General features: G+C 60.7%; 23 protein-coding genes. 11 read left to right on the forward strand and 12 right to left on the reverse strand.

Annotated elements, in window-relative coordinates; genetic code table 11:
• Positions 1-155 precede the first annotated feature (155 nt).
• The 6 genes from CHH27_RS23840 to CHH27_RS23865 all read left to right on the forward strand — a co-directional run bounded on the left by CHH27_RS23840 (position 156) and on the right by CHH27_RS23865 (position 6,584).
• Positions 156-470: a hypothetical protein gene (locus CHH27_RS23840; RefSeq protein WP_208988349.1), complete on the forward strand. Its 315-nt coding sequence runs from the start codon at positions 156-158 to the stop codon at positions 468-470.
• Positions 471-642: 172 nt separating this feature from the next.
• On the forward strand, positions 643-1,308 hold the full coding sequence (gene msrA / locus CHH27_RS23845; RefSeq protein ID WP_094073815.1) for a peptide-methionine (S)-S-oxide reductase MsrA: 666 nt from the start codon (positions 643-645) through the stop codon (positions 1,306-1,308).
• Between the two features lie 181 nt (positions 1,309-1,489).
• Positions 1,490-1,813, forward strand: coding sequence for a hypothetical protein (locus CHH27_RS23850; RefSeq protein WP_208988350.1), 324 nt, complete (start codon positions 1,490-1,492; stop codon positions 1,811-1,813).
• Entirely contained in the window at positions 1,810-3,297 is a 1,488-nt protein-coding gene (locus tag CHH27_RS23855) for a methyl-accepting chemotaxis protein (RefSeq protein ID WP_094073816.1), read from the forward strand. Before CHH27_RS23850 ends, CHH27_RS23855 begins: the two co-directional genes overlap by 4 nt.
• A 199-nt stretch (positions 3,298-3,496) precedes the next feature.
• The gene (gene pabB / locus CHH27_RS23860) at positions 3,497-5,353 is read left to right on the forward strand and encodes an aminodeoxychorismate synthase component I (protein WP_094073817.1); all 1,857 of its coding nucleotides are present in this window, start codon (positions 3,497-3,499) and stop codon (positions 5,351-5,353) included.
• 112 nt (positions 5,354-5,465) lie between these two features.
• The gene (locus CHH27_RS23865) at positions 5,466-6,584 is read left to right on the forward strand and encodes a hypothetical protein (RefSeq protein ID WP_094073818.1); all 1,119 of its coding nucleotides are present in this window, start codon (positions 5,466-5,468) and stop codon (positions 6,582-6,584) included.
• A gap of 22 nt (positions 6,585-6,606) precedes the next feature.
• Here CHH27_RS23865 and CHH27_RS23870 read toward each other — a convergent pair whose 3' ends face one another.
• On the reverse strand, positions 6,607-7,428 hold the full coding sequence (locus tag CHH27_RS23870; protein WP_157739087.1) for an ABC transporter substrate-binding protein: 822 nt from the start codon (positions 7,426-7,428) through the stop codon (positions 6,607-6,609).
• Positions 7,429-7,766: 338 nt separating this feature from the next.
• Complete coding sequence (locus tag CHH27_RS23875) at positions 7,767-8,456, reverse strand: nucleotidyltransferase family protein (protein WP_208988351.1); 690 nt, start codon at positions 8,454-8,456, stop codon at positions 7,767-7,769.
• Between the two features lie 174 nt (positions 8,457-8,630).
• Here CHH27_RS23875 and CHH27_RS23880 point away from each other — a divergent pair, with 174 nt between their 5' ends.
• A complete protein-coding gene (locus tag CHH27_RS23880) occupies positions 8,631-8,948 on the forward strand; it encodes a hypothetical protein (protein WP_094073820.1) in 318 nt (105 codons plus the stop codon).
• A 49-nt stretch (positions 8,949-8,997) separates the two neighbouring features.
• Positions 8,998-9,330, forward strand: coding sequence for a hypothetical protein (locus CHH27_RS23885; RefSeq protein WP_208988352.1), 333 nt, complete (start codon positions 8,998-9,000; stop codon positions 9,328-9,330).
• Positions 9,331-9,629: 299 nt separating this feature from the next.
• On the opposite strand, the gene CHH27_RS28550 is transcribed toward CHH27_RS23885, so the two are convergent.
• From CHH27_RS28550 to CHH27_RS23910, 6 genes are all read right to left on the reverse strand, one after another.
• A complete protein-coding gene (locus CHH27_RS28550; protein WP_256386400.1) occupies positions 9,630-9,764 on the reverse strand; it encodes a hypothetical protein in 135 nt (44 codons plus the stop codon).
• A 187-nt stretch (positions 9,765-9,951) separates the two neighbouring features.
• Positions 9,952-12,369: a phenylalanine--tRNA ligase subunit beta gene (gene pheT, locus CHH27_RS23895; protein WP_094073823.1), complete on the reverse strand. Its 2,418-nt coding sequence runs from the start codon at positions 12,367-12,369 to the stop codon at positions 9,952-9,954.
• Between the two features lie 57 nt (positions 12,370-12,426).
• On the reverse strand, positions 12,427-13,080 hold the full coding sequence (locus CHH27_RS23900) for a phenylalanyl-tRNA synthetase subunit alpha (RefSeq protein ID WP_094073824.1): 654 nt from the start codon (positions 13,078-13,080) through the stop codon (positions 12,427-12,429).
• A 20-nt stretch (positions 13,081-13,100) separates the two neighbouring features.
• The gene (gene pheS, locus CHH27_RS23905) at positions 13,101-14,183 is read right to left on the reverse strand and encodes a phenylalanine--tRNA ligase subunit alpha (protein WP_094073825.1); all 1,083 of its coding nucleotides are present in this window, start codon (positions 14,181-14,183) and stop codon (positions 13,101-13,103) included.
• A 153-nt stretch (positions 14,184-14,336) separates the two neighbouring features.
• Positions 14,337-14,459 carry a hypothetical protein gene (locus tag CHH27_RS28555; RefSeq protein ID WP_256386401.1) on the reverse strand — a complete coding sequence of 41 codons (123 nt, stop codon included), beginning with the start codon at positions 14,457-14,459 and terminating at the stop codon, positions 14,337-14,339.
• 264 nt (positions 14,460-14,723) lie between these two features.
• Positions 14,724-15,641: a LysR substrate-binding domain-containing protein gene (locus tag CHH27_RS23910; RefSeq protein ID WP_094073826.1), complete on the reverse strand. Its 918-nt coding sequence runs from the start codon at positions 15,639-15,641 to the stop codon at positions 14,724-14,726.
• A 134-nt stretch (positions 15,642-15,775) separates the two neighbouring features.
• On the opposite strand from CHH27_RS23910, the gene CHH27_RS28000 reads away from it, so the two are divergent.
• Positions 15,776-15,913 (forward strand): hypothetical protein, encoded by a 138-nt coding sequence (locus CHH27_RS28000; RefSeq protein WP_198338285.1) that lies wholly within the window; start codon positions 15,776-15,778, stop codon positions 15,911-15,913.
• Positions 15,914-16,169: 256 nt separating this feature from the next.
• Here the strand turns inward: CHH27_RS28000 and CHH27_RS23920 are convergent, their stop codons facing one another.
• On the reverse strand, positions 16,170-16,574 hold the full coding sequence (locus CHH27_RS23920; RefSeq protein ID WP_094073828.1) for a tautomerase family protein: 405 nt from the start codon (positions 16,572-16,574) through the stop codon (positions 16,170-16,172).
• A 103-nt stretch (positions 16,575-16,677) separates the two neighbouring features.
• Here CHH27_RS23920 and CHH27_RS23925 point away from each other — a divergent pair, with 103 nt between their 5' ends.
• Entirely contained in the window at positions 16,678-17,517 is an 840-nt protein-coding gene (locus tag CHH27_RS23925; RefSeq protein ID WP_094073829.1) for a LysR family transcriptional regulator, read from the forward strand.
• Between the two features lie 389 nt (positions 17,518-17,906).
• Here the strand turns inward: CHH27_RS23925 and lepA are convergent, their stop codons facing one another.
• Entirely contained in the window at positions 17,907-19,712 is a 1,806-nt protein-coding gene (gene lepA, locus CHH27_RS23930; RefSeq protein ID WP_094073830.1) for a translation elongation factor 4, read from the reverse strand.
• A 237-nt stretch (positions 19,713-19,949) separates the two neighbouring features.
• Between lepA and CHH27_RS23935 the strand changes: the two genes are divergently transcribed.
• Entirely contained in the window at positions 19,950-20,465 is a 516-nt protein-coding gene (locus CHH27_RS23935) for a GNAT family N-acetyltransferase (RefSeq protein WP_094074969.1), read from the forward strand.
• A 149-nt stretch (positions 20,466-20,614) separates the two neighbouring features.
• On the opposite strand, the gene mepA is transcribed toward CHH27_RS23935, so the two are convergent.
• Both mepA and CHH27_RS23945 read right to left on the reverse strand, forming a co-directional pair.
• Positions 20,615-21,658: a penicillin-insensitive murein endopeptidase gene (mepA, locus tag CHH27_RS23940; protein WP_198338498.1), complete on the reverse strand. Its 1,044-nt coding sequence runs from the start codon at positions 21,656-21,658 to the stop codon at positions 20,615-20,617.
• 140 nt (positions 21,659-21,798) lie between these two features.
• The gene (locus CHH27_RS23945) at positions 21,799-22,884 is read right to left on the reverse strand and encodes a patatin-like phospholipase family protein (RefSeq protein ID WP_094073831.1); all 1,086 of its coding nucleotides are present in this window, start codon (positions 22,882-22,884) and stop codon (positions 21,799-21,801) included.
• Between the last annotated feature and the right edge of the window lie 68 nt (positions 22,885-22,952).

Consider the following 22,952-nt stretch of genomic DNA (forward strand, 5'->3'; position numbering starts at 1 on the left):
GGAATGTGTTGCAGATCATATCTTGCGGGGAGAATGAACATTATTACCCTAAAGGAATGCTCAAGAACCTGCGGCTACCCTTTTAAGGCCAAACTGGAAATGGGCATCTCGTGTATTACGATCACAAGGTTTGAAGTGAAGCGATGTTCAGTGTCTTGAAGTTTTTATTCCGCCTCCTCGGCTACGGCCTTTTGGCCGTTGCAATCATTGCCGGCATTTCCGATGCAAGTTCTTCCATTGCCCTCTCCCAGTTTCATCTGGCGCCGCTCGGACAGGTCTGGTTCGACGTGTCGCCCGAAACCCTCGCGCTCGCCCAGGAGACCCTGCGGCAATACGTCGACCCGGCTCTTTGGACCCCCGAACTTAGAACCGATCTGACCTGGCCGGTCTGGGCGGTATTTGCTCCTGTTGGCCTGGTCCTGCTGTTTGTCGGCTCCAAACGCCGCCGGCAGCGTGTGCAATATGCCTGATGCGCTGGTCCCGATCCTGCCCGCTATTTCCGGTGTCTCACATTCGCACACCGGTGCGTGAAGGGTCTTGGAAAGACCGGTCGGCTGCGCCACATTAAGGTCAGTCATTATCAGCCAACCTGGCCGCCTTTGGTTGTCCGAAGGCGGTCATGTCTGTGCAAGGAGACCTGCCATGTCATTCATGACCATGCTGACAAAGAAATTCTCGCTGCCTGAAAAAGCCGACGCGCTTCCGGGCAGGAGTGAGGCGATCCGTCCGGCGGAGCCACATTTTGTCAATGGCCGGCCGTTGGAAGGGCCTTATCCGGACGGTTTGAAAAGCGTTCTCGTCGGCATGGGCTGTTTCTGGGGCGCTGAACGACTATTCTGGCAGTTGCCGGGCGTCTATGTCACGGCCGTCGGCTATGCCGGCGGGCACACGCCCAATCCGACCTATCACGAGACCTGTACGGGCCGCACAGGCCACACCGAGGCGGTCCTTGTGGTCTACGATCCGGAAGAAGTGTCTCTGGCGGACATCTTCAAGGTGTTCTGGGAAAATCACGATCCGACCCAGGGCATGCGCCAGGGCAACGACACGGGCACGCAGTACCGGTCCGCGATCTATGCCGGTTCGGACGAGGATCTGGCACTGGCGGAACAGTCGAAGACTGCCTACCAGGAAGCTCTGAAAGCAGGCGGCGTCATGTCCACGATCACCACGGAGATCCGCAAGCTGGATGACTTCTACTTCGCCGAGGATTATCACCAGCAGTATCTGGCCAAAAATCCGGCCGGATATTGCGGCATCGGCGGCACAGGCGTTGCCTGTCCGGTTGGTCTTGGTCAAGGCAGCTGAAAAGGCTCGGGCCAACTGCATCTTCCGCTGCGCCAAGCGCGCCAGAAAAGAACCTCCGGCAAGGAATGCCGGAGGTTCTTTTCTTTTCCAATTCCGGCGCCCTCCAGCGTTACTTCAAGCTTTATTAAATCTGCCCTGCAATCCTTAACCACAATACGCATCCGCGTTTGGGAGTGATTCGGTGTTCGGCAGGGCAAGCCTTTTTGCCACGACCTATTTCCTGGCTTGCAGCCTTCTGGTCTCGCTGGCGACGGTGATGCCGTCCGGCAGCGGCCCGCTGGCGGTCTTTGCCAGTCCCTGGGGCGCGTCAGCGCTGGAAGTCATCGCAAGAGCCGAAGGCCGGATCGTTCACGTGGGCAACACGCGCTGGGTCGCCGTCACGGATCAGACGGACCCGGAACTTGTTGCCAGGCTGTACCGGTCCGGAGCCGGTTTTGTCGCGTCAACCGTGGTTGCAAAAGCCTGCGCAAGCTGGATCGGGACGCCAATGGAGAGAGATTTATGAGTGAAGCAGTTGAGCAAGGAGCTGGCCTGGAAGCGTTCCGGGAGCGGTTTGCAAAAGGGGTGGTGCATTTCACCTGGTTCAACGTTTTCCTGGTCATGGCAACCGCCTTCTGGGTCGGGCACGTCTCGCTTGTCGCAGTGTGCGGCGCGGCGCTGTTGCTTGGCGCTGCAGCTACCGCCACCTGGATGAAGTTCGGCGCAGGTCTGGAGACGCGACTGGCGACCGCGATGTCGCTTGCCGGTCTCGTGGCCCTGTTCGTTGCAGCCTTGGCCGTGCCTGAGGGACAGGTCGGATACCAGCTCGACGGCCACATGTACTTCTTTGCGGTGCTGGCCATCCTGGCCGGGTGGGTCGATTGGCGTGCGCTGGTTGCCTATGCGGCGGTTGTCGCCGTGCATCACCTTGTCCTGAATTTCACCTTGCCCTGGGCCGTCTTTCCGGACGGCGCGGATTTCAGCCGCGTTGTTTTCCACGCGGTGATCGTGATCGCGGAAGTGGCGGCGCTCTGGTGGGTGACGACCAGTCTGGAGCAGGCATTCGTTGCATCTGACAACGCCCGGCACGAAGCGGAAAGCGCGCGTCAGGAGGCCATGCAGCTGCAGGCCCAGACAGCCGAGCACGACCAGCTGGAGCAGGACAAGCAGCAGGCTGTCAACGATCGTATTGCCACCTTCCAGGCCGAAATTTCCAGCAAGCTGGACAGTGTCGGCCTGAAAGTGCGCGAAATGCGTGGGGCGGCCGAGGAACTGGGCGCTGTTGCCCAGGACACGACGGGACAGGCGGCCTCGGTCTCGGACGCGTCCGAAACGGCGTCATCGAACGTGCAGATGGTGGCGTCTGCCGCCGAGGAACTGTCCTCGTCCATCTCGGAAATTTCGCGCCAGGTGGAACAGACCACGGGTATCGTCGATCAGGCAACCGCCAACGCCCAGACCTCCAATCAGAAGGTTGCGGGACTGGCGGAAGCCGCCAACCGCATCGGTGAGGTGGTGACCCTCATTCAGGCAATCGCCGAACAGACCAATCTGCTGGCGTTGAATGCGACCATCGAAGCGGCCCGTGCCGGTGAGGCCGGCAAGGGGTTTGCTGTGGTTGCGGCCGAAGTCAAGGAGCTGGCGACGCAGACCTCCAAGGCGACGGAAGAAATCGGGTCCCAGATCTCCGCGATCCAGGCGGAAACCAAGGGGGCTGTGGAATCCATCGGCGCGATTGCCGCCATCATGGACGAGGTCAACAGCTATACGGCGGCCATTGCCGCGGCTGTCGACGAGCAGGGCTCCGCCACCCAGGAAATTTCGCGCAATGTCGCTGAAGCGGCCAACGGGACAGGGCGGGTCGCGGCCAATATCGGCGGTGTCCGGGAATCCGTTGAACGCACCAACCGTTCTGTCGAAGGCATGAGCGGGGCCTCGCAAATGCTGGAAAGCGAGGCGGAGGAAATGCGCCGGGCCATCGACACGTTCCTGAAGGATGTCGCTGCCTGACACCTCTCTGGATCCGAAGCGAAAGACCGGCCGGATGCGGCCGGTCTTTTCGTTTTTTGCAACCGGATTCGACAGCGGACTTGACCGGATGTCGCATGAATGCCATGAGCCGCTCCTTACAAGCCACATGAACCGGTGATCTTGGCGCATCATGGTGCACAATGACCCCCGTTCTGGACCTGAAGACCTGCCGAGCCCGATGTCTGAGCGCGCCCTAAAGCCCGGATCGATCCTGTTGCTGGACCTTTTGAAGCAGCGCTCCGCGTTGCTGTTTGAACGCCCGCGCGAGATCGTCACCTGTACGCGGCTGGACGAGGTCACCTCGTGTCTCGCCCGTCTGGATAAGGCCCAGGAGAAGGGGCTGTTTGCAGCAGGATATCTTGCCTACGAACTGGGCTTCGCCTTTGAGGAAAAGCTGCGTTGCCGGTACGAGGACAAGGGCGAGCCACTTCTCTGGTTCGGTCTTTATGATGCCCCGGAAGAACTGGACCTGAGCACAGCACGGCACCTGCTGGCGGAGAGCGCGGACGGATCTCCGGCGTCGACCGGCGCCCCGCAATTCGACATGGACCGTGCCGCCTATGGTAAGGCCTTTGCCGCAGTCCAGGAGCATCTGGCAAAGGGTGACATCTACCAGGTCAATCTGACCATGCGCGCGGGTTTTGCGCACCAGGGCGCGCCGGAACAGCTGTTTCTCGACCTGATGCGCCGGCAACCGGTCGAGTTTGCCGCCTATTTGTGTTTGCCGGGCCGCACCGTGCTGTCGCTGTCCCCGGAGCTCTTCCTGGAGCGGGAAGGCACGTTGCTGCGCACCCGCCCGATGAAAGGAACGGCGCCCCGCGGGCGGTACACATCGGAAGACGGTCGCATTGCGCGAGACCTTGCCGAGGACCCGAAACAGCGCGCCGAAAACACCATGATCGTCGACCTGATGCGCAATGACCTGTCGCGCATTGCAAAGACCGGGACGGTCCGGGTGAGGCAGCTTTGCGAGGTTGAGCGCTACCAGAGCCTGCATCAGATGACCTCGACCATCGAGGCCGAGCTTCCGGCCGGCACAGGCTTTTCTTCCGTGATCGAAAATCTCTTCCCGTGTGGTTCGATCACCGGCGCACCGAAACTGAGTGCCATGCAGATCGCCCACGAGCTGGAGACGGGACCCCGGGGCGTCTACACCGGCTCGATCGGTTATCTGGCACCAGGAGGTGACTTCCGCCTGAATGTTGCCATCCGAACGCTGGTGCTGCGCCAGAACGGCATGGGGGAAGCGGGTGCCGGCTCCGGTGTTGTCTTCGACAGTGGCGCTGCGCCCGAATATGACGAATGCGCGTTGAAACTCAAATTCCTGTCTGAAAACGTGCCGGACTTCGAACTGATCGAGACACTCGCCTTCGATCCGGCAGAAGGGTTTCTGCTGCTGGAGCGGCATTTGCAGCGCTTGCAGCAATCGGCGATCTATTTCGGATTTGCGTTTCAGGAGCAGGTTATCCGGTCGGCATTGGAAACGGCGGCCGCCAAATACATTGGCGCGCAGCGCGTCCGGTTGCTGTTGAATGCAGACGGTGAGGTGTCGCTCACCGCAACGGATCTGACACCCGTCGACGGCGCAACGGTGTTCAATCTTGCGCTGGCATCGGAGAGAACCCATTCCGGCAACCGGTTCCTCTACCACAAGACCACCAACAGGGCCTTCTACGACGACACCCGCAGCCGCTACCAGGCGGAGACCGGTTGCCAGGAAGTGTTGTTTGAAAACGAAAACGGCTACCTGACCGAAGGCAGCTACATGACGCTCTTCTTGCGGAAAAACGGAAAGCTGCTGACACCGGCCTTGAAACATGGACTGTTGCCGGGAACCTTTCGGGCTGGTCTTCTGGAATGTGGTCTCGCCTCTGAGGCCGATCTGACCCGGGCCGATCTGGCTTCGGCCGACGAGATCCTGCTTGGCAACTCGGTGCGCGGCCTTGTGCGGGCAAGGGTTCTGTCGCAACAAGGGGCAGTCCCGGTACCGGAGCCCGTGGTGACTGGCCTGACGGTCGAGCGACAGGCCGTCTAGGCCGGATTGCGACACGCCCGATTCGCGCATTTTTGCGGCATCGCAACTTGGCCTTGCTGAATGTTCTACATTGATCTACCAATATGTAGAACTTCTACAGAGGCGTCGAATCATGTCGAGCTCTCCCTGGCACTTTCCGCGCACCGAGTTTGCGGAACGGGTGATGCAATCATTCACGACGGGCGGGTCGACAGCGTTGACGCTGTTTGCACCGCGTCGGACCGGAAAGACCCAGTTCCTGATCCACGATCTGGCGCCCGCGGCGGAAGCGCTCAAATGCACCGTTGTCTATGCCAGTTTCTGGCAGACGGCGGATACGCCTGTCGACACGCTGCTGCATGCCATCGACGGGGCGATGGAAAAACCGGGTTTCTGGCAACGGGCCCAGTCGGCCCTGACCGGCATGAAACCCAAGATCCGGATCGCACCGATGGGCATTGGCGGTGAGGTTGACCTGTCCGGAACACCGAAAGCGGTGTCTCAGAAGGATCCGTTATTGATGCTGGATGACAGGATCGGTCAATTGCCGGCAACGGCAAAGGCACCGGTTCTGTTCATGCTGGACGAGGTCCAGGGGCTTGCTGCACCGGAGCATGGTGCATTTGTCGCCGCCTTGCGGACCTGTCTCGACAAGCGCCGCGACACCGTGCGCACGATTTTCACCGGCTCCAGTGTGGACGGTCTGCGGGCGATGTTCTCCAACCGGCAGGCGCCCTTCTTTCACTTCGGCAGCAATATAGAACTGCCGCCACTCGGCGAGGATTTCGTGCGCCACATGCTGAAAGCCCACAAGACGGCCACAAGCCGCGATGTGGATTTCGACGGGGCCATGGCCTTCTTCCTGCAGGTCGACCGGTCGCCCTACATGATGCGCAACGTGCTGGAGCGGATGGCGCTCAATCCGGATTACGATTTCGATACCGCCGCCAGACGGATCCGCGAGGAGCTTGCCGAGCGGCAGGGCTTCCCGGCGCTCTGGTCGGATCTGAATGCACTTGCGCAGGCCGTGCTTGTGGAGATTGTGAAGGGTGAAACGGCCCTGACATCCAACGCGGCCCGCAAGCGGCTGGGGCAGGCCACCGGCGAGGAGAGCGTTGCTCCCGGCAGGGTCTCGGGTGCCACGCGGACGCTTCGCCGCAAACACATCATTCACAAGATCGACGGCAACTGGGTTCTGCAGGATGCGGATTTCGGCCGGTATATTGAGACATTGATCAGCGGAACAGACTGAGTCGATCTAACCGGGAAGTGCTCTAGTTGACTTCGCGAACGGTGTCTCCGGAACCGTCTTCCTGGTCCCTTGACGCAAGTATGTCCTCAAAAGCGGTCTGAAACCGGTCCACCACCCAGTCGGGTGTTTCCAGGTTGAAGGCAAAATTCAGCTGCACGGTGGACGCAAGAAACACCGGTTCGTATTCCGAGGGATCGACGCCCGCATTGGTGGCCAATCGTGCAAAGTTCTCCCACTGGATCGGAATGAAATCGATACGGCCGGCGTCCAGCATCCTGACATTGATGATGCCTTCGCTGTTGACGGTCGTGTTCTCTTCCGGAATTCCGTGCCGCTTTGCCATCAGGGCACTGGCGCTGTCGATGATGACACCGACCTTGTAGTCATGCAGGTCTTCGGATGTCTCGATATTGAAGTTCCTCGCCTTCTTGCCGATGAAATGGGATTCGAATTTGAGGATCGGGCCAGCCCATTTGAACAGGTTCTCCCGTTCGGGCGTGCGGCTGGTTGAGAACAGGACCGTGTTCGGTTCAACCTGGGCCTGTCGGTAGGCGCGGGCCCAGGGCAGGACAACGATATCTTCGCGCCCCTGTGTGGATCCGACCTTGCCCAGTATCTCGACCAGCAGGTCGGCTGTCTGCCCCTTCACCTCACCGTCTTCGAGATAATGGTAGGGTTTCCATTCCTCGGTCAGAAGATTGAGTTGCGGGAAAGCGGTTTCTGCGTGAACGGCCGGCACGTCAAAGGTCGGGGCATTGAACATGACCGGACAGACAGCAACGACTGCTGCCAGCCGAAGCAGCCAGTCCTTCGCAAACCCATTGCGGGATCTGGAGTGTGCCATGTTCCGTTTCCGTCCAACTGTGCTCTGCGAGCCACAAACCGGCGACATAAGCGAATTTAAGCGTCGGTGTTTTAAAAAGTAAATAAGGAATATTATTTGCAATTTAACGCAGCGAAGATCGAAAAAGCAGGGCCAGTAAATTTTATGTTATTGTAATATTTACTCACCCAAGAGTTGTGTTTAAGTGTGTTTGTATTTGGATTTGAGAATACTTGAGGGGGCTGGCTGATATTTGCAGTTCGCAGTCAAGGCAGAGTAGTTGTCGCCGTTAGACAGCGAACCGCTCGCGAACTGGCCTTGTTGCCAAGCACATGCCGGGTCGCCAATGAATGGCAGATTCAGATATCCGCTCCCCAGGGTGCAACCGACAGTTCCGGCCAGAGCGCCTTCATGCGTTCTGCCTTTTCCACATATGTTCGTTCGTTCGGTTGTACATAATTGGGCACCAGGCGCATGGCAAAAAGATTGGCAAGGCCAAAGGGCGCGTGAAGCACGATCTCGCCAGAAGCGGTCAGCCGTGCAGCGACGGCATGGGTCCGCGCGGCATAGGTGGTCAGCGAATCCATGGCGCAGTGCAGAGGCCGATAGCGGCGGCCGAAGCGTTTTTCATACCAGAGATGGACACGCGCCTGGTTTCGGACTTCGAGCAGTTTGGCCAGCTCGGGCAGGGCAGCGTTGACGCGGTGAATGATCCGGTCCTCGGCCTCGTAGGACGGGTCCTTGCCGTCGAAATAGACAATGTCGAAATCCTTGATGCCGTGCATCAGCGTCCGACCTGTCAGAACATTCCAGGCGGTTTGATAGATCCCGCCGGACACCAGCCACGCATCCGGCAGGTCCAGCGCGCGCACTGTTTCAAGGATGGTCATGACATGCGGCGCTGTCCTCAGGATCTTGTCCAGGCGGGCCATGCGTTCCGTTTCGCTGGAGGCATAAGGATCGCCAAGCCTCCGTCTGTCATCGGTCTCGGTCATGTCTGCAAGGGGAAGCGTTTCACTGACCATCGTCGGGTCCTTTCCAGAGGACATCCAACCTATCCGATTCTGCAAGCTGAGGAAGCGGTTGCCTGCGAGGGCTCCGAATGTCGAGCACGGGCCAGGGCAGGTCGTTGATAATGACAGCTGGTCTGGTCACCTCTCGGTGTCTTGACACCACGCCGGGCAACGCCATCATCGTATTCAGACCTTTTGAAGGACGGCCCCATGACCAGATTGTTTTTCAAATTCGCCCTTTTTGTCGTCGCTGGCGGGAGCGTGACGCTGGCAAGCCTTCCGGTTGCGGATGCCCAGTCGCGCCGGCCGAATTCGACCGCAATGACCTGCAACCAGGTCCAGTCCATGATCAGCCAGCGAGGAGCGGTTGTTCTGAGCACCGGGCAGTACACGTTCGACCGTTATGTGTCGAACCGCAACGCCTGTCAGCATGGCGAGATCCTGCGCCGTGACTATGTGCCGACCAAGGACAACAACCGGTGTTACGTGCAGCGCTGCGTCAATCCGCAACCCTGGCGCATCAACTAAGGTGCCAACTGGCACTGGATTACATGACGAAAATGAACGGAGAGCCGTCATGACATTGGGGGCATGGTCTTCTGGTTTCGTGCCTGGTGCGAAGACGGTACCTGTCGCGCTCGCTGTCTTGTTGCTCACGGTCTCAGTGGTGTCGGCTCAATCGGGGCGTCCGGACACGCGCCAGCTGACCTGCACACAGGCACAAGCCCTGGTAAAGCAACGCGGCAGCATCGTGATGACGACGGGCGCCACCACGTTCGAGAAATTCGTCGCCGATGCGCGCTATTGCCGCCCGATCACCAATCAGGTGCGGGCGCTGTTTGCCCCGACCAGGGACGATCCGAAATGCGCGGTCGGTTTCAGGTGTCACCAGAACATCCGGATCCGCTAAACGCGCATCCGTTTCCAGGATTCCCTAGTTGTTTTTACCGCCTCTCAGGATTTTCTTGTTATTTCTGATGGGGGGCGAATGCAAACACATGTTGCATTTCAAATTCGCTTCACAAATATGAAATAAGGAATTCCTGTTTCTGGAAATCACGCCCATTTAATAAATAATACGCCTGAAAAGTCAGGGAAGGCCTTGTGATGCACGGGAAGAATACAAATAAGCAACTGGTAATTGCGGCGTCCGCAATTAAGGCGAGCCTGCTTCTGTGCAGTGTTTTTCTATTGGCTCTTCCGGCAAATTCACAGACGCGGCGACAGCCCGACACGACCAAGCTGACCTGCGCCCAGACCCATGACCTGATCGAAAGGTATGGCGGCATCAATCTGAAATCCGGCCAGTTCAAATTCGATCGTTACGTCACGGGCCGCAATCATTGTTTTGCAGGACAATCGGTCAGGACGACCTTTGTGCCGACCAAGGACAGCAAAAAGTGTTCCGTGCTGATATGCGCGGAAGTCGGTCAGCGGAACGACTGATCAGTCGATACCGGCAAACACCACCAAGGCGCAAAAAAGCCGCGCAGCCGGGGCAGCGCGGCTCCAATGTCAGTTTTGGAGCGCTTTAGCCCCGCAACGTGCCGCCGGTCGCTTTTTCGACATTGGCGATGATCTTTTTCGCAACAGCGTCGATCTCTTCGTCCGTCAGGGTCTTCTGGCGCGGCTGGAGCAGGACATCAATCGCGACGGACATCTGGCCGTCCGGAACGCCCTGACCGACATAGATATCGAACAGGGTCACGTCCTGGATCAGGTTCTTGTCCGCACCACGGGCGGCCTTGAGCAGCGCCTCTGCGCTCACATCCTTGTTCACCAGGAAGGCGAAGTCGCGGCGCACCGGCATCAGGTCGCTGGCATTGAGCGCACCTTTGGAGCGGCCCCCCTTGCCTTTCGGCTGCGGCAGGGCATCAAGATAGATCTCGAACGCCACCAGCGGTCCTTCGATGTCCAGCTTCTGCAAGGTCCTGGGATGCACTTCACCGAACACGGACAGGGTGTTTTTCGGACCAAGTTTCAGGCAGCCTGAACGGCCCGGATGGAAGGTCGCCGGAGCGTCCTTGTAGATCTGCAGTTTTTCCACCGGTGCCCCGATGGCGGCAAGCGCGGCTTCGGCATCTGCCTTGGCGTCGAACACATCCACGTTGCCGGCGGTACCAGACCAGTGGCGTCCGGCGCCAGTCATCTTGGCGGTTCCGCGACGGACACCGGCAGCAACCATCTTCTGGCCTTCCGGCGTATCATCGGCAAACACCTGGCCGACCTCGAACAGGGCGACATCGCCATAACCGCGGTCCGCGTTGCGCTGGGCGGCCGCCAGCAGGCCCGGCAACAGGCTAGGGCGCATGTCGGACATTTCGCTGGAGATCGGGTTGGCCAGCGCAAGCGCCGCGTTGCCGCCGCCGAACAGTTCTGCCTGATCGCTTGCAATGAACGACCAGGTGACGGCCTCGTTGAAGCCGCGTGCGGCCAGGGCCCGGCGCGCCTTGCTGCGCCGGATCTGGCCGGTCGTCAGCACTTTCTGGCCAACGGTGCCGGTGGGGGGAAGCGGTGTGAAGGGCACCCGGTCGAGACCGATGATGCGCACCACCTCTTCCACCAGATCCGCCTTGCCTTCGATGTCCGGGCGCCAGCTCGGCGCGGCCACCTTGACGGTTTCACCGGACCCGGACACCCAGAACCCGAGCGATTTCAAGGTCACATTGGCTTCCGCCGGCAGAACCTCGACACCGGAAAGGCGCTGGATCTCGGAATAGGGAAACGCGATGATGTTGCTCGTGTCCGGCACGTCGCCGGCCTGAACGACCTCTGACGGCTCACCGCCGCACAGGTCCAGCACCATGCGCGTGGCCGCTTCCAGGCCCGGCATCATGTAATTCGGATCGACGCCGCGCTCGAACCGGTACCGGGCATCCGTGTTGACGCCCAGCTTGCGGCCGGTCGCGGCAATTCCGTCTTCGTCCCAAAGCGCTGATTCAATCAGCACGTTGACGGTGTCCTCGGTACAGCCGGACGGTTCGCCGCCCAGAATGCCACCGAGGCTTTCCACACCGTTGTCATCGGAAATCACGCAGACCGTGTCGTCGATGTCGTAGGACTTGCCGTTGAGACCGTCGATCTTTTCGCCGTCCCTGCCGCGGCGAACCACCAGGTTGCCGTGGACCTTGTCGGCGTCGAAGACGTGCAGCGGACGGCCCTGGTCGAACGTCATGTAGTTGGTGATGTCCACCAGGATGTTGATGGGCCTGAGGCCGATCGCCGTCAGGCGGTCCTGAAGCCATTTCGGTGACGGGCCGTTCTTCACCCCCTTGACCATGCGCAGGCCGAAGGCCTTGCACATCGGTTTGGTGTCGCCGAAATCGAGCGTGACGGAAACCGGGCAGGGGTAGTCGCCGCGGATCTGCTCGTGACTGCGTTCCTTGAGTTTGCCGAGGCCGGCGGCGGCCAGATCCCGGGCAATGCCGTAAACGCCGGTACAGTCCGGGCGGTTCGGTGTCAGGCCGATCTCGATGACCGGCTCGTCAAGGCCGGCCCATTCGGCATAGCTGGCACCGACGGGGGCGTCAGCCGGTAGGTCGATGATGCCGTCATGCTCGTCCGAAAGCTCCAGCTCGCGCTCCGAACACATCATGCCGAAGCTTTCCACGTCGCGGATCTTGCCGACGGACAGCGTCACGTCGAGGCCGGGAATGTAGTCGCCCGGTTTGCCAAGGACGCCGACCAGGCCGGCGCGTGCATTGGGGGCTCCGCAAACGATCTGGATCGGTTCGCCGGAGCCGGTGTCGACTTTCAGAACCCGCAACCGGTCCGCATTCGGGTGCTGTTCCGCTTCAAGCACCTTGGCAATGTGGAACGGCTTCAGACGGTCGGCCTTGTTGGTGACCTCCTCGACCTCGAGGCCGATCATGGTGAGGCGCTCGACGATCTCGTCCAGGCTGGCGTCGGTCTCAAGATAGTCCTTGAGCCAGGAAAGGGTGAATTTCATTTTTCAATCTCTTCAAGTGTCGTGCAGCGGTTGCCCGCGCAAAAGGCTGGGGACGTCTCAGTTGCCGAGCCGGTCCACCTCCGGAAGGATGGTTGCTGCGCCGTAATTCTCCGCAAACCGGCGTCCGATATCGGAGAAGTCGGCAGTCCAGCGGCTCACCATCTCCGGAGTGATCTGCTGTCCGGTGGCAATCGCCTGGGCCGCTTCCGTTTCGATCCGGTCGCGCAGGATGCCGATCTCGACCTGGGCCGCATATTCCGCCCGGTACTTGCCGAGCCAGCCCATGGCGACGATGACCACCATCACCAGAAGCGCTGCCGTCGAGGTCAGCCCCGCCCATTTGGCGGTTCCGCCGATGCGGCGGTCGCTGGCGATCAGGACGATCGATGCGATGGTCAGAAAGGCCACGATATAGATCGCCTGCAGGAAGCTCTGGTACTTTTCCGAAGAGCTGGCTTCATGCGATGCGCGCAGCCGGGTCAGGCGGTCGCGCAGGTAAAGCAGCGCATCGGCTTCGGCGCCAAGCTTGTCCTGGAAGTATTCGCCGCAAAAGCGCAGGCGTCCGCGCGCTTCACTTTTTTCGGCGCAGGCCTCCAGGAAGGAGGTCGGCGTCGGCACACGGACATCCTGGTCGGCCGTCTGGGCTGCCGCCGGAAGGACCGTGGCAAGGCTCAGAACGACAACAACAAACAAGCGGGTCAACAGTGACATGATCTCGCCCCCTCTGGACGTTAACTGGACAAACCGCCGAACAGGGTCGGCAGGTCGAGCGGGCGGAAGCCGTAATGCTGGATCCAGCGCACATCCGCATCGAAGAAGGCGCGCAGATCCGGCATGCCGTATTTCAGCATGGCAATGCGATCGATGCCCATGCCCCAGGCAAAACCCTGGTAGACATCCGGGTCGAGGCCGCAATTGCGGATGACATTCGGGTGCACCATGCCGCAGCCGAGAATTTCAAGCCAGTCTTCGCCCTGGCCGATCTTCACTTCGCCACCGGAACGATCACACTGGATGTCGACTTCCATGGACGGTTCGGTGAACGGGAAATAGCTCGGCCGGAACCGCATCTTGATGTCGTCGACCTCGAAGAAGGACTTGCAGAATTCCAGAAGGACCCATTTCAGGTGGCCGAAATGGCTTTCCTTATCGATGACAAGGCCTTCCACCTGGTGGAACATCGGCGTGTGGGTCTGGTCGCTGTCGCAGCGATAGGTCCGGCCCGGAATGATCACGCGGATCGGCGGTTCCTGATTGCGCATGGTGCGGATCTGAACCGGGGACGTATGCGTGCGCAGCAGCAGGCGATCGCCGTCTTCCTTCTCGTTGAAGAAGAACGTGTCGTGCATTTCCCGCGCCGGATGGCCTTCGGGGAAGTTCAGCGCGGTGAAGTTCAGTTCGTCGGTTTCAATATCCGGCCCTTCGGCAATGGAAAAGCCCATGTCGGCGAAGATGGCAGTCAGTTCGTCGATCACCTGGCTGACCGGGTGAATGCGGCCGGTTTCGGCAGGCGAGGGGCGCAGCGGCAGCGTGACATCGACGGTCTCGCTGGCAAGGCGGGCTTCCAGGGCCGCCTCGGCCAGAACGTCCTTGCGGGCGGTAATGGCGTCGTTGATCTTGGCTTTCAGGCCGTTCAGCGCCGGACCCATGACCTGGCGCTCTTCCGGGGTCATCTTGCCGAGCGTTTTCATCTGCTCGGAAATCTTGCCCTTCTTGCCCAGGGCCTGGACCCGGACCTCTTCCAGGGCGGTTTCCGTTTCCGCGCCGGAAATGGCGGTCAGGAGATCGGATTCAAGTGTATCGAGATTGGACATGCGTGCTCAGGTACCGGTTCGCGCGCGGCGCGCGCTTGAAGTCGAAACAGAAAGTCGGGGTCTTTTAGCGAATAATGGCGCAGAAGGCCACGGCTCCGAGCGCATTATTGCGTGACACCCAAGTGAAGAAAAAAGCGCCGGAAAAAAAGCGCGTTAGCGCATAAATCGACCGCAGGCGGGGCCCTGCAGCTCGATGAAGCGTGCAGCAGTGGTTGTCAGGCCGGAGAGGCCTGCCATGTCGCCCTTGCGACGGAGATCTGTGCTGCGCTTGCTCATGGGCGCCACTCTACTGAAAGCCGGAGGGATGGCAAGCGGAAAAGGGGTTTGCTTCTAAATGGCAACTCTTGTGACCGTCATATCGGACAAGGGCCTCTGGCCTCCCGGATAAAGGCGTCTGACCGCCATCGAACTCCCTCTACACTTCAGCTTGGCCGCTTGTTCCCAACCCTGCGGCGGATCCTTCGAGACGGACCTGGCGGTCCTCCTCAGGATGAGGCAGCGGCGTGAGGCGCAGGTTGGCTCGGCAGAGCGTTCCGCAGCTCAAGCCACCACCGCATCCGCTCCCTTGGGCCGTCCGATCGATGTCTGCAGTTCCTCTTTCAGCCAGTCGCCGAAGGCCTGTTTGGCACGGGTGCGTGGTGCCGTCTTGCCGCTGATCAGCCAGTAGCCGAGCCCGGTGGCCGGCCGTTCCGGGAAGGGGGCAATCACCTGGCCGGACTTGACCGCATAAACGGCGAGCGTTTCCCAGGCGAGAAAGACACCTTGCCCGGCAATCGCCGCGTCAAGGCAGAGCGACCCGTCGGAAAAGGTCGGGCCGTCCTGGAGGATGCTTTCATCGAGACCGAAGAGATCGAGCCAGGTCTTCCAGGTGAACATCTGGCCGGGGTCATGGATGATCGGCAGTTTGCCGATGTCCTTCGGCTCCCTGATGTCCTGTGCCAGCCGGGGACTGCACACTGGGAAAACCCTCTGGTTCAGGAGCTTCTCCGCGTTGAGCCCCGGATAGGGACCGTGGCCGACACGGATACACAGATCGACGTCGCTGGTGTCCGGATCGACCAGATCGACCGTTGCCTCGACCCGCACCCGGATGCCCGGATGTGCCTTGTTGAACTCCTTCAGGTGCCAGACCAGCCACTTGCCGGCAAAGACAGGGGCGACCGAAATGGTCAGCGCGTCCTCGCGCCCTCGCTCCGTCGTGGCCACGGCCGTCGACAGCGACGACATGGCGCTGGTCAGATGCGGCAGCATGGCAAGCACGTGAGCGGTGGGCAGCAGCGCCCGGTTCTGACGTTCAAACAGCTGCACCCCGAGCTGGGCCTCGGTCTTCTGCACCTGCTGGCTGACGGCGCCCACTGTCACGCCGAGCTCCGCCGCAGCGGCCTTGACTGAGCCGAGCCGGCCGACGGCTTCAACGGCCCGAAGGCCCGAAAGGTGAATGCGGTTCAGGTATTTCATTTTAGGAATTCTAAATCGAAATGCAGAAGAAGTCGATTTTTTTAGACGAAGGGAACGCGTATATAGTCAGCATAGCTAAATTCAAGAAAAGGAATTTGGCGATGAAAACAACAACAATAAAGAGATTAAAACTCATGATGAAATTGTTTATGCGCCGCCAGTTCAGAGCAACCCCGGCTTCCGCTTACGACCGGACCGACCCGCTCTCCCATCCGGCCATCACCCGCATGAGCCAGCGCGAACTGGCCGACCTGCCGCTCAACCGGCGCTAAGGTCGCAATGTGGGATCTGCGATCGGCAAAACCGCCGGTCCTTTAAAAATTCTGATCGGCCCCCGAATGGCTGGCCGATTGGACAGAACCAGGACCAGAAAACGGCGCCTGGGCTTCGGCCCGGCGCCGTTTCTGTTTTTTGACTGATTGACGCCGATTGCCAGGCGTCGTTCTGGCCCTTTGCTTCAGCGCTGGCTGCAATCCGTATCGCGACCCGTTGCCTTGGCGTCGGTGTCGGAGGCAGTGAAAACCAGATTCAGGCCAGAACCGGTGCCCTCTTTGCGTGTTGTGCGATGCCGTGGCCGAAAGACCAGTTTTCCATTTTTGTCTCCACCAGGTTGATGAAGATGTCCTCCGGCCGGATGCCCAGTTCCTTGACCAGTCCCTGCGCAATGCGCCGGAACAGGGTCTTTTTTTGCTCCGTGGTCCGCGTGTCGCTGACGGTCAGCTGGATCAGGATCAGGTCATCGGAACGGGCGATGTCCATATAATGCCGGCCAAAGACAAAATCCTCGGCCCGGTGTTCGCTCAAGGTCATGAACCTGTCGTCTTCCGGCACGTCGAAGGTCTCGCGCATGGCCTGGTAGATCTCGTTGAACAGCGTTGTCTTCTGGGCTTCGGTTTTTGAACCCTTGCGAATGGATATCTGGGTGAATGGCATGTCGGTCTCCTTGTCTGAATGCGATATGGAGACGCTAAATGGAGTTCATAAATTATAGAAACAAATCTTTGATATTTCAAAAATTCGATTTTAGAATGAATGCATGACCGATCTCGACATGGACCTTCTGCGCGCCTTTGCGCGTGTTGCTGAAACCGGCAGTTTCACCCGCGCCGGACAGCAGCTTGGCGCCAGTCAGTCGGCCGTCAGCGTGAAGATCAGGAAGCTGGAAGACCGGCTTGGCGATGCCTTGCTGGCCCGGTCGCCGCGCTCGGTGCAGCTGACCCCGTTCGGCGCAAGGTTCCTGGGCGATGCCCGCGACCTGATCGCGATGCACGACCGCATCACGGCGCGGATCAGCGGCAGCGAAGCCCCGAGACAGGTTCGGCTCGGCATCAGCGACCATGCCGCCGGGCAGAGGCTGCCGAAGATCATCGCGGCCCTCAGCCGCGACCTGCCGCAATGTCGTTGGCATGTCACGGTCGGCCTCTCCGACGATCTTTTCCGGGACTACAAGGCGGGGCTCTTGGGTGCCGCGCTGATCCGCTCCGAGGATGTCGAGGCGCATGGGCGGATCGTGTTCGAGGAAGAGCTGGTCTGGACCGCGGCGCGGGATTTCAGCTGGCAGGCCGAACAACCACTGCCTCTGGTCGCGCTCAGCGGCAGCTGTGCGCTGAGGAAGCTGGCAACGGCCACGTTGAAGGAGGCCGCCATCGCCTTTGAGGATATCTTCACGGGCACCGGCGTCAGTGCGGTCCAGGCGGCCACCGCCGCCGGTCTCGGCATTGCCTGTCTCGACAGGCGCAACATGCCGGAAGACTGCCGGGATGTTGGCGAGGCTTATAGATTGCCGGATCTGCCGAAAACGAAAATGACGCTGTTCAGCCGGGAAGAAGCGCCGGTGATAGCCGCAATTGTGCAGGCGTTTCGCCAGGTTGTGTGACTCAATTTCCGTGTCACCCCGGCCGAGCGTAGCGAAGAGCCGGGGCCTACTCGCTGGACCGCCTGCACAGGCGGTCGGATTTCCCGGCAAGGGTGCTGCAAATAGAAGGTGCTCTGGAAACGAGTGGGTCCCGGGTCGCGCATCGCTTGCCCGGGATGACACCGAAAAGGAGGGCCAGGTGCGTGCCTTTCGGGCTGGCCCGCTCGACGGTGCTGCGCACCTTACCCTCGCGTGCGTTCGAAACTCGTGAAGGCCCACCGGGCCTTCACGTCAGGCGAAGCCTGACCGGCTGATGCCTGTTCGACGGCCCTTCGGGCCTTACCCTCACAGGCGTTCGCTTCTTTGATCGATCCACTGGATCGATCAATCACACTCCGTGTGAGCGAAGCTCACTCATCCATCTTCAGGGCCTGGATGAAGGCATCCTGGGGGATTTCGACCTTGCCGAACTGGCGCATCTTCTTTTTACCCGCCTTCTGCTTTTCCAGAAGCTTGCGCTTGCGCGTGGCGTCGCCGCCGTAACACTTGGCGGTCACGTCCTTGCGCAGGGCGGCGATGGTCTCGCGGGCGATCACCCGGCCGCCGATGGCCGCCTGGATCGGGATCTTGAACATGTGCCGCGGGATCAGGTCCTTCAGCTTCTCGCACATGGCGCGGCCACGGCGTTCCGCCTGGCTGCGGTGCACCAGAACCGAAAGCGCATCCACCGGCTCTTCGTTCACCAGGATGGACATCTTGACGAGGTCGCCGGCCCGGTAGTCGGAGATCTGGTAGTCGAAGGAGGCGTAGCCCTTGGAGATCGACTTCAGCCGGTCGTAGAAGTCAAAGACGACTTCGTTGAGCGGCAGGTCGTAGGAGACCATGGCGCGCGTGCCGACATAGCTGAGATCCACCTGGATGCCGCGCCGTTCCTGGCAGAGCTTCAGGATGCCGCCGAGATAGTCGTCCGGCGTCATGATCGTCGCCCGGATCCACGGTTCGCGGATCTCGGAGATCTTGACCACATCCGGCATGTCGGCCGGGTTGTGCAGGTCGACTTCCGATCCGTCGGTCAGGGTCATCTGATAGACAACGGACGGTGCGGTGGCGATCAGGTCGAGATCGAACTCGCGCGACAGGCGCTCCTGGATGATTTCCAGATGCAGAAGGCCGAGGAAGCCGCAGCGGAAACCGAAGCCGAGCGCTGCGGAGGTTTCCATCTCGTAGGAGAAGCTGGCATCGTTCAGGCGCAGTTTGCCCATGGCCGAGCGCAGGTCTTCAAAGTCGTTGGCATCAACCGGGAAGAGGCCGCAGAAGACAACAGGCTGGGCCGGTTTGAAGCCCGGCAGCGGTTCGGCGCAGGGTTTCTTGTCGAGCGTGATCGTGTCGCCGACACGCGTATCGGCCACTTCCTTGATCGAGCCGGTGATAACGCCGATCTCGCCGGTGCGCAGCTCGTCCACCTGGATGAATTTCGGGGTCATGACGCCGACACGGTCGATGTCGTAGGACGCGCCCGTGCCCATCATCTTGATCTTCTGACCCTTCTTGAGCGAGCCGTTGATCACGCGCACCAGCACCATCACGCCGAGATAAGTGTCGTACCAGCTGTCGACCAGCATGGCCTTCAGCGTGTCGTCCGGATCGCCTTCCGGTGCCGGCAGGTGCTTGACGATCGCCTCCAGCACGTCATCGACGCCCATGCCGGTCTTCGCCGAGATCATGCAGGCCTCGGACGCGTCGATGCCGATCACATCCTCGATCTGTTCCTTGATCCGGTCCGGTTCGGCGGCCGGCAGGTCGATCTTGTTGAGGACCGTGACGATCTCGTGGTCGTTTTCAATCGCCTGATAGACATTGGCAAGCGTTTGCGCTTCCACCCCCTGCGAGGCATCGACCACCAGCAGCGAGCCTTCGCAGGCTGCCAGCGAACGGGACACCTCATAGGCAAAGTCGACATGGCCCGGCGTGTCGATCAGGTTCAGCGTATACTGTTCGCCGTCCTTGGCATTGTAGATCAGGCGCACGGTCTGGGCCTTGATCGTGATGCCGCGCTCGCGCTCGATGTCCATCGAGTCGAGCACCTGCTCGGTCATCTCACGGTCGGTCAGCGTGCCGGTCATCTGGATCAGGCGGTCGGCCAGCGTCGACTTGCCGTGATCGATATGCGCCACGATGGAAAAGTTGCGGATGTTGGAAAGCTTCTGCGTCGTCATGGCCGCCCCTTTACCATCGCATTTCGGTTTCGACCAGAGGAATGACGCGCCAGAGGGCTGAAATCCGGTGGTTTTTTGAAGGCAAAGTGGCCGGTCAATTCCTGCTGGAGCGGGCAAGCCCGCGCTTCCTCAGGCAAATGACACATGATGAAGATGATTTGAGTCATGGCATATCAACCTCAAACTGAGATTTAACCTGTAAAAACTGCGTATCGAATGCCGCACGAAAGACAATCCATGCTGATCCGCAATGCCGAAGCAAAAGACGTTCCCGCCATCCTGGCGCTCTACAATCACGCGGTCCGCGAGACCACGGCAGCCTGGACCGGCCAGGAAGAGACGCTGGACGACCGGCTGACCTGGTTCGAGGGGCGCAAGAGCCAGGGACTGCCCGTGATCGTCGCGGTGGATGCGGCCGATGACGTTGCCGGCTTTGCCAGTTACGGGGCCTTCCGGGCAAAGGAAGGCTACCGGTTCACCGCCGAGCACACCGTCTATGTCGATCCGGACCGGCATCGGCAGGGGATCGGCCGTACGCTGCTGAAGCGCCTGATGGAGCTTGCCGAGGCGAATGGCATTCATGTGCTGGTGGGTGGGGTTGACGGCAACAATGGCGCGTCCATCGCCCTGCACGAGTCGCTTGGTTTCGAAGTCGGCGGCCGCCTGCCGCAAACCGGCACCAAATTCGGAAGCTGGCTGGATCTTGTGTTCTTGACGAAAGTTCTGAAAGAGATCGACGCGCCGATGGGGTAAGGCCCGTGGGCGGAACGTCCTGGTGTCATCCCCGCGAAAGCGGGGACCCAGGACACCTCATAATGTGCGCCTTCTCAAAAAATCGATCGCCCGGCAGTCCTGGATCCCGGATCTCCGTCCGGAAAGACAAATAGGGGAACTGTCCCGCCTTACTGCGCTGTCAGCACCGTGCGGCAGGCATTCGGCAGGGCGGCGAGCGCCATCGGCCGTTTCTTGACCACCTTCGGCTTTTCGCCCGGCTTGGGCGGGTTTTTCGGTACCCACGGTTCATCCGACAGCCAATAGGTCAGGTGCGAGCCGCAGCCGTCGCCGGGAGGCGGCGGGTTCTGGTTCTTGCAGCCGGCACTGCCCGCCGGGCAGGAAAGCCGGACATGGAAGTGATAGTGGTGTCCCCACCACGGCCGGACCTTGCGCAGCCAGGCGCGGTCCTTGCTCTTCTCAAAGTCGCACAGCGCCTTCTTGATGGTCGGGTTGACGAAGATCCGCGCAACACGCCTGTCGGAGGCTGCCCGCCGGATCAGCCTGGCATGGGTATCTGTCCATTTCTTCGGATCGACGCGCCGGTCGGCTCCCTTGACGTCGAGCGGGCCGATCAGCATCGAGATGGCCGAGATGTTTTCCCGTTCTTCCCGGCTCAGGCGCCTGTTGGGCATTTCCGTCAGCCAGATGTCGGCGTCCAGTCCGATCTGGTGGCTGGCATGACCGGAGAGCATCGGCCCGCCGCGCGGCTGTGCCAGATCCCCGACCAGGAGACCGTTCCAGCCCACCTTGGGCGCATCGGCGGCAAGATCCTTCAGGTAATCGATCAGCTCCGGATGCCCCCAGTTGCGGTTTCGCGAGAGCCGCATGGCCTGCCAGGTGGGGCCATCCGGCTCCAGCGAGGCGCCGCCCGCCAGACATCCCTTGGCATAGGAGCCAATCGCGCGGGCTTTCAGGGGGGCAGGGCCATCCGTCGTGCCGAAATAGTCCTTGGCCGGAAAATCGGAATAGAGGACGAGTTTGGGTTTGCTGGCGACATAGCCGTCGGGAACCGAGCGCTTCTTGATCGGGATCGGCGTTCCGGCAACGATCCGGACGCTCGGCGTATAATCGGCGACCGCGGCACCGCCGGGTTTGGGCGCAGGGACGGGAACGGCGGCAGGAGCTGCCGTTGCCAGTCCGAGGGCAACCGCCGCGCCGGCCAGTCCGGCCAGCGGCGATTGCCATCTGAAGCGTGTCGGTTGTTCAGCCGGGACGATTGCCTTGCTCACGATGACCCCTCATGCGCCAGTCGGTTTGCCGGCTTCAGAGTTCATCCATGTTGCGTCCGGCGAACCCGAGGCCGTGCGTCTCTTCAGGCAGCATGCACCAAATCGGCTTCGGCCGCATCCGTTTCCGCAGCGTTTACATGGGATGTCAACATGTCAGCGAACTCGTCGAGGAAGACGGTGTTGTCCCGGATCACCCGGTCGGCGGCACCATTGAGAGCAATGATGTTGCCCGGACGGGCATTGTCGAAGTCTTCGGCCTCTGGTGGCAGCTCCGCTTCCAGACGGAAATAGCTGACGCCTGAAAGCTCTGCAAAGAGGCGCTCGGCCTGATAGGCGGCCGTCTGCGTCTGCCCGTCTGCGAAGATCGACAGGATCGGCACGCCCTTGGAAGGCTGCATCCATCCGAGAGCGCCCCAGCCGATGGCATCCTGATAGGCAAACGACCGCTCCGGCGCCCGGCCGGTGCCGAGCGACAGGATGACGATCTCGTCCGCTTCCCAGCCGAGTTTGCGGGCTTCCAGATAGGCTGCCATGGTCGGATCGTTCATGAAGACGCCGCCATCAATCAGCGCCTCTTCCCCGCGGCGGGTGAGATTTTCCACCCGTGCCGGTTCGAAATAAGAGGGAGCAGCGGTGGTCGCGCGCACGGCCTGCCAGAAATAGTAGTCGTCCGGGCGGCCGCCATTTTCCTCAAGGCCGTTGGTCATGAAGACGGCCTTGCGCTTTTCAATGTCGTAGGCGGTCAGCACCAGTCTTGTCAGGCCGCTGGCCATCGACGTCCAGCCGAACCGTTCCTTCAGGAGTTTTTCCAGCGGGCGGGCGTCGTAGCTCTCGTCGAAGAGGCCGAGCGGATTGCTGACGGCACGCGCCAGGCGGCCCGAGATCGAGGACTGGAAGATGTCCCGGCTTTCCCGTTCGTAGAAGCTGCGCAGCTCGGCGATGGTGGTTGCTGCTTCGCCGGCTGTGCCGCCGGGGCGCGGAGCGCTGAGGCCGGCTGCAATCAGACCACCGGTCGAGGTTCCGGCCATCAGGTCGAAGATCTGGTGAAACGGAGCGGCAACGCCGCGCTGGCTGAGCCGGCTTTCCAGCGTCTCCAGAATGCGCACGGGAATGAGGCCGCGCACACCGCCGCCGTCAATGGAAAGAATGAATCGCTTTGTCTGGGCCATGATGCGTCCCCGGAATGGTCGAAAGGAAGGGGCAGCGCCTTCCCGTTTCAGGCGAGAGACGCTTTTTA

The sequence above is a fragment of the Labrenzia sp. VG12 genome, from assembly GCF_002237595.1.
Classification (GTDB): Bacteria; Pseudomonadota; Alphaproteobacteria; order Rhizobiales; family Stappiaceae; genus Roseibium.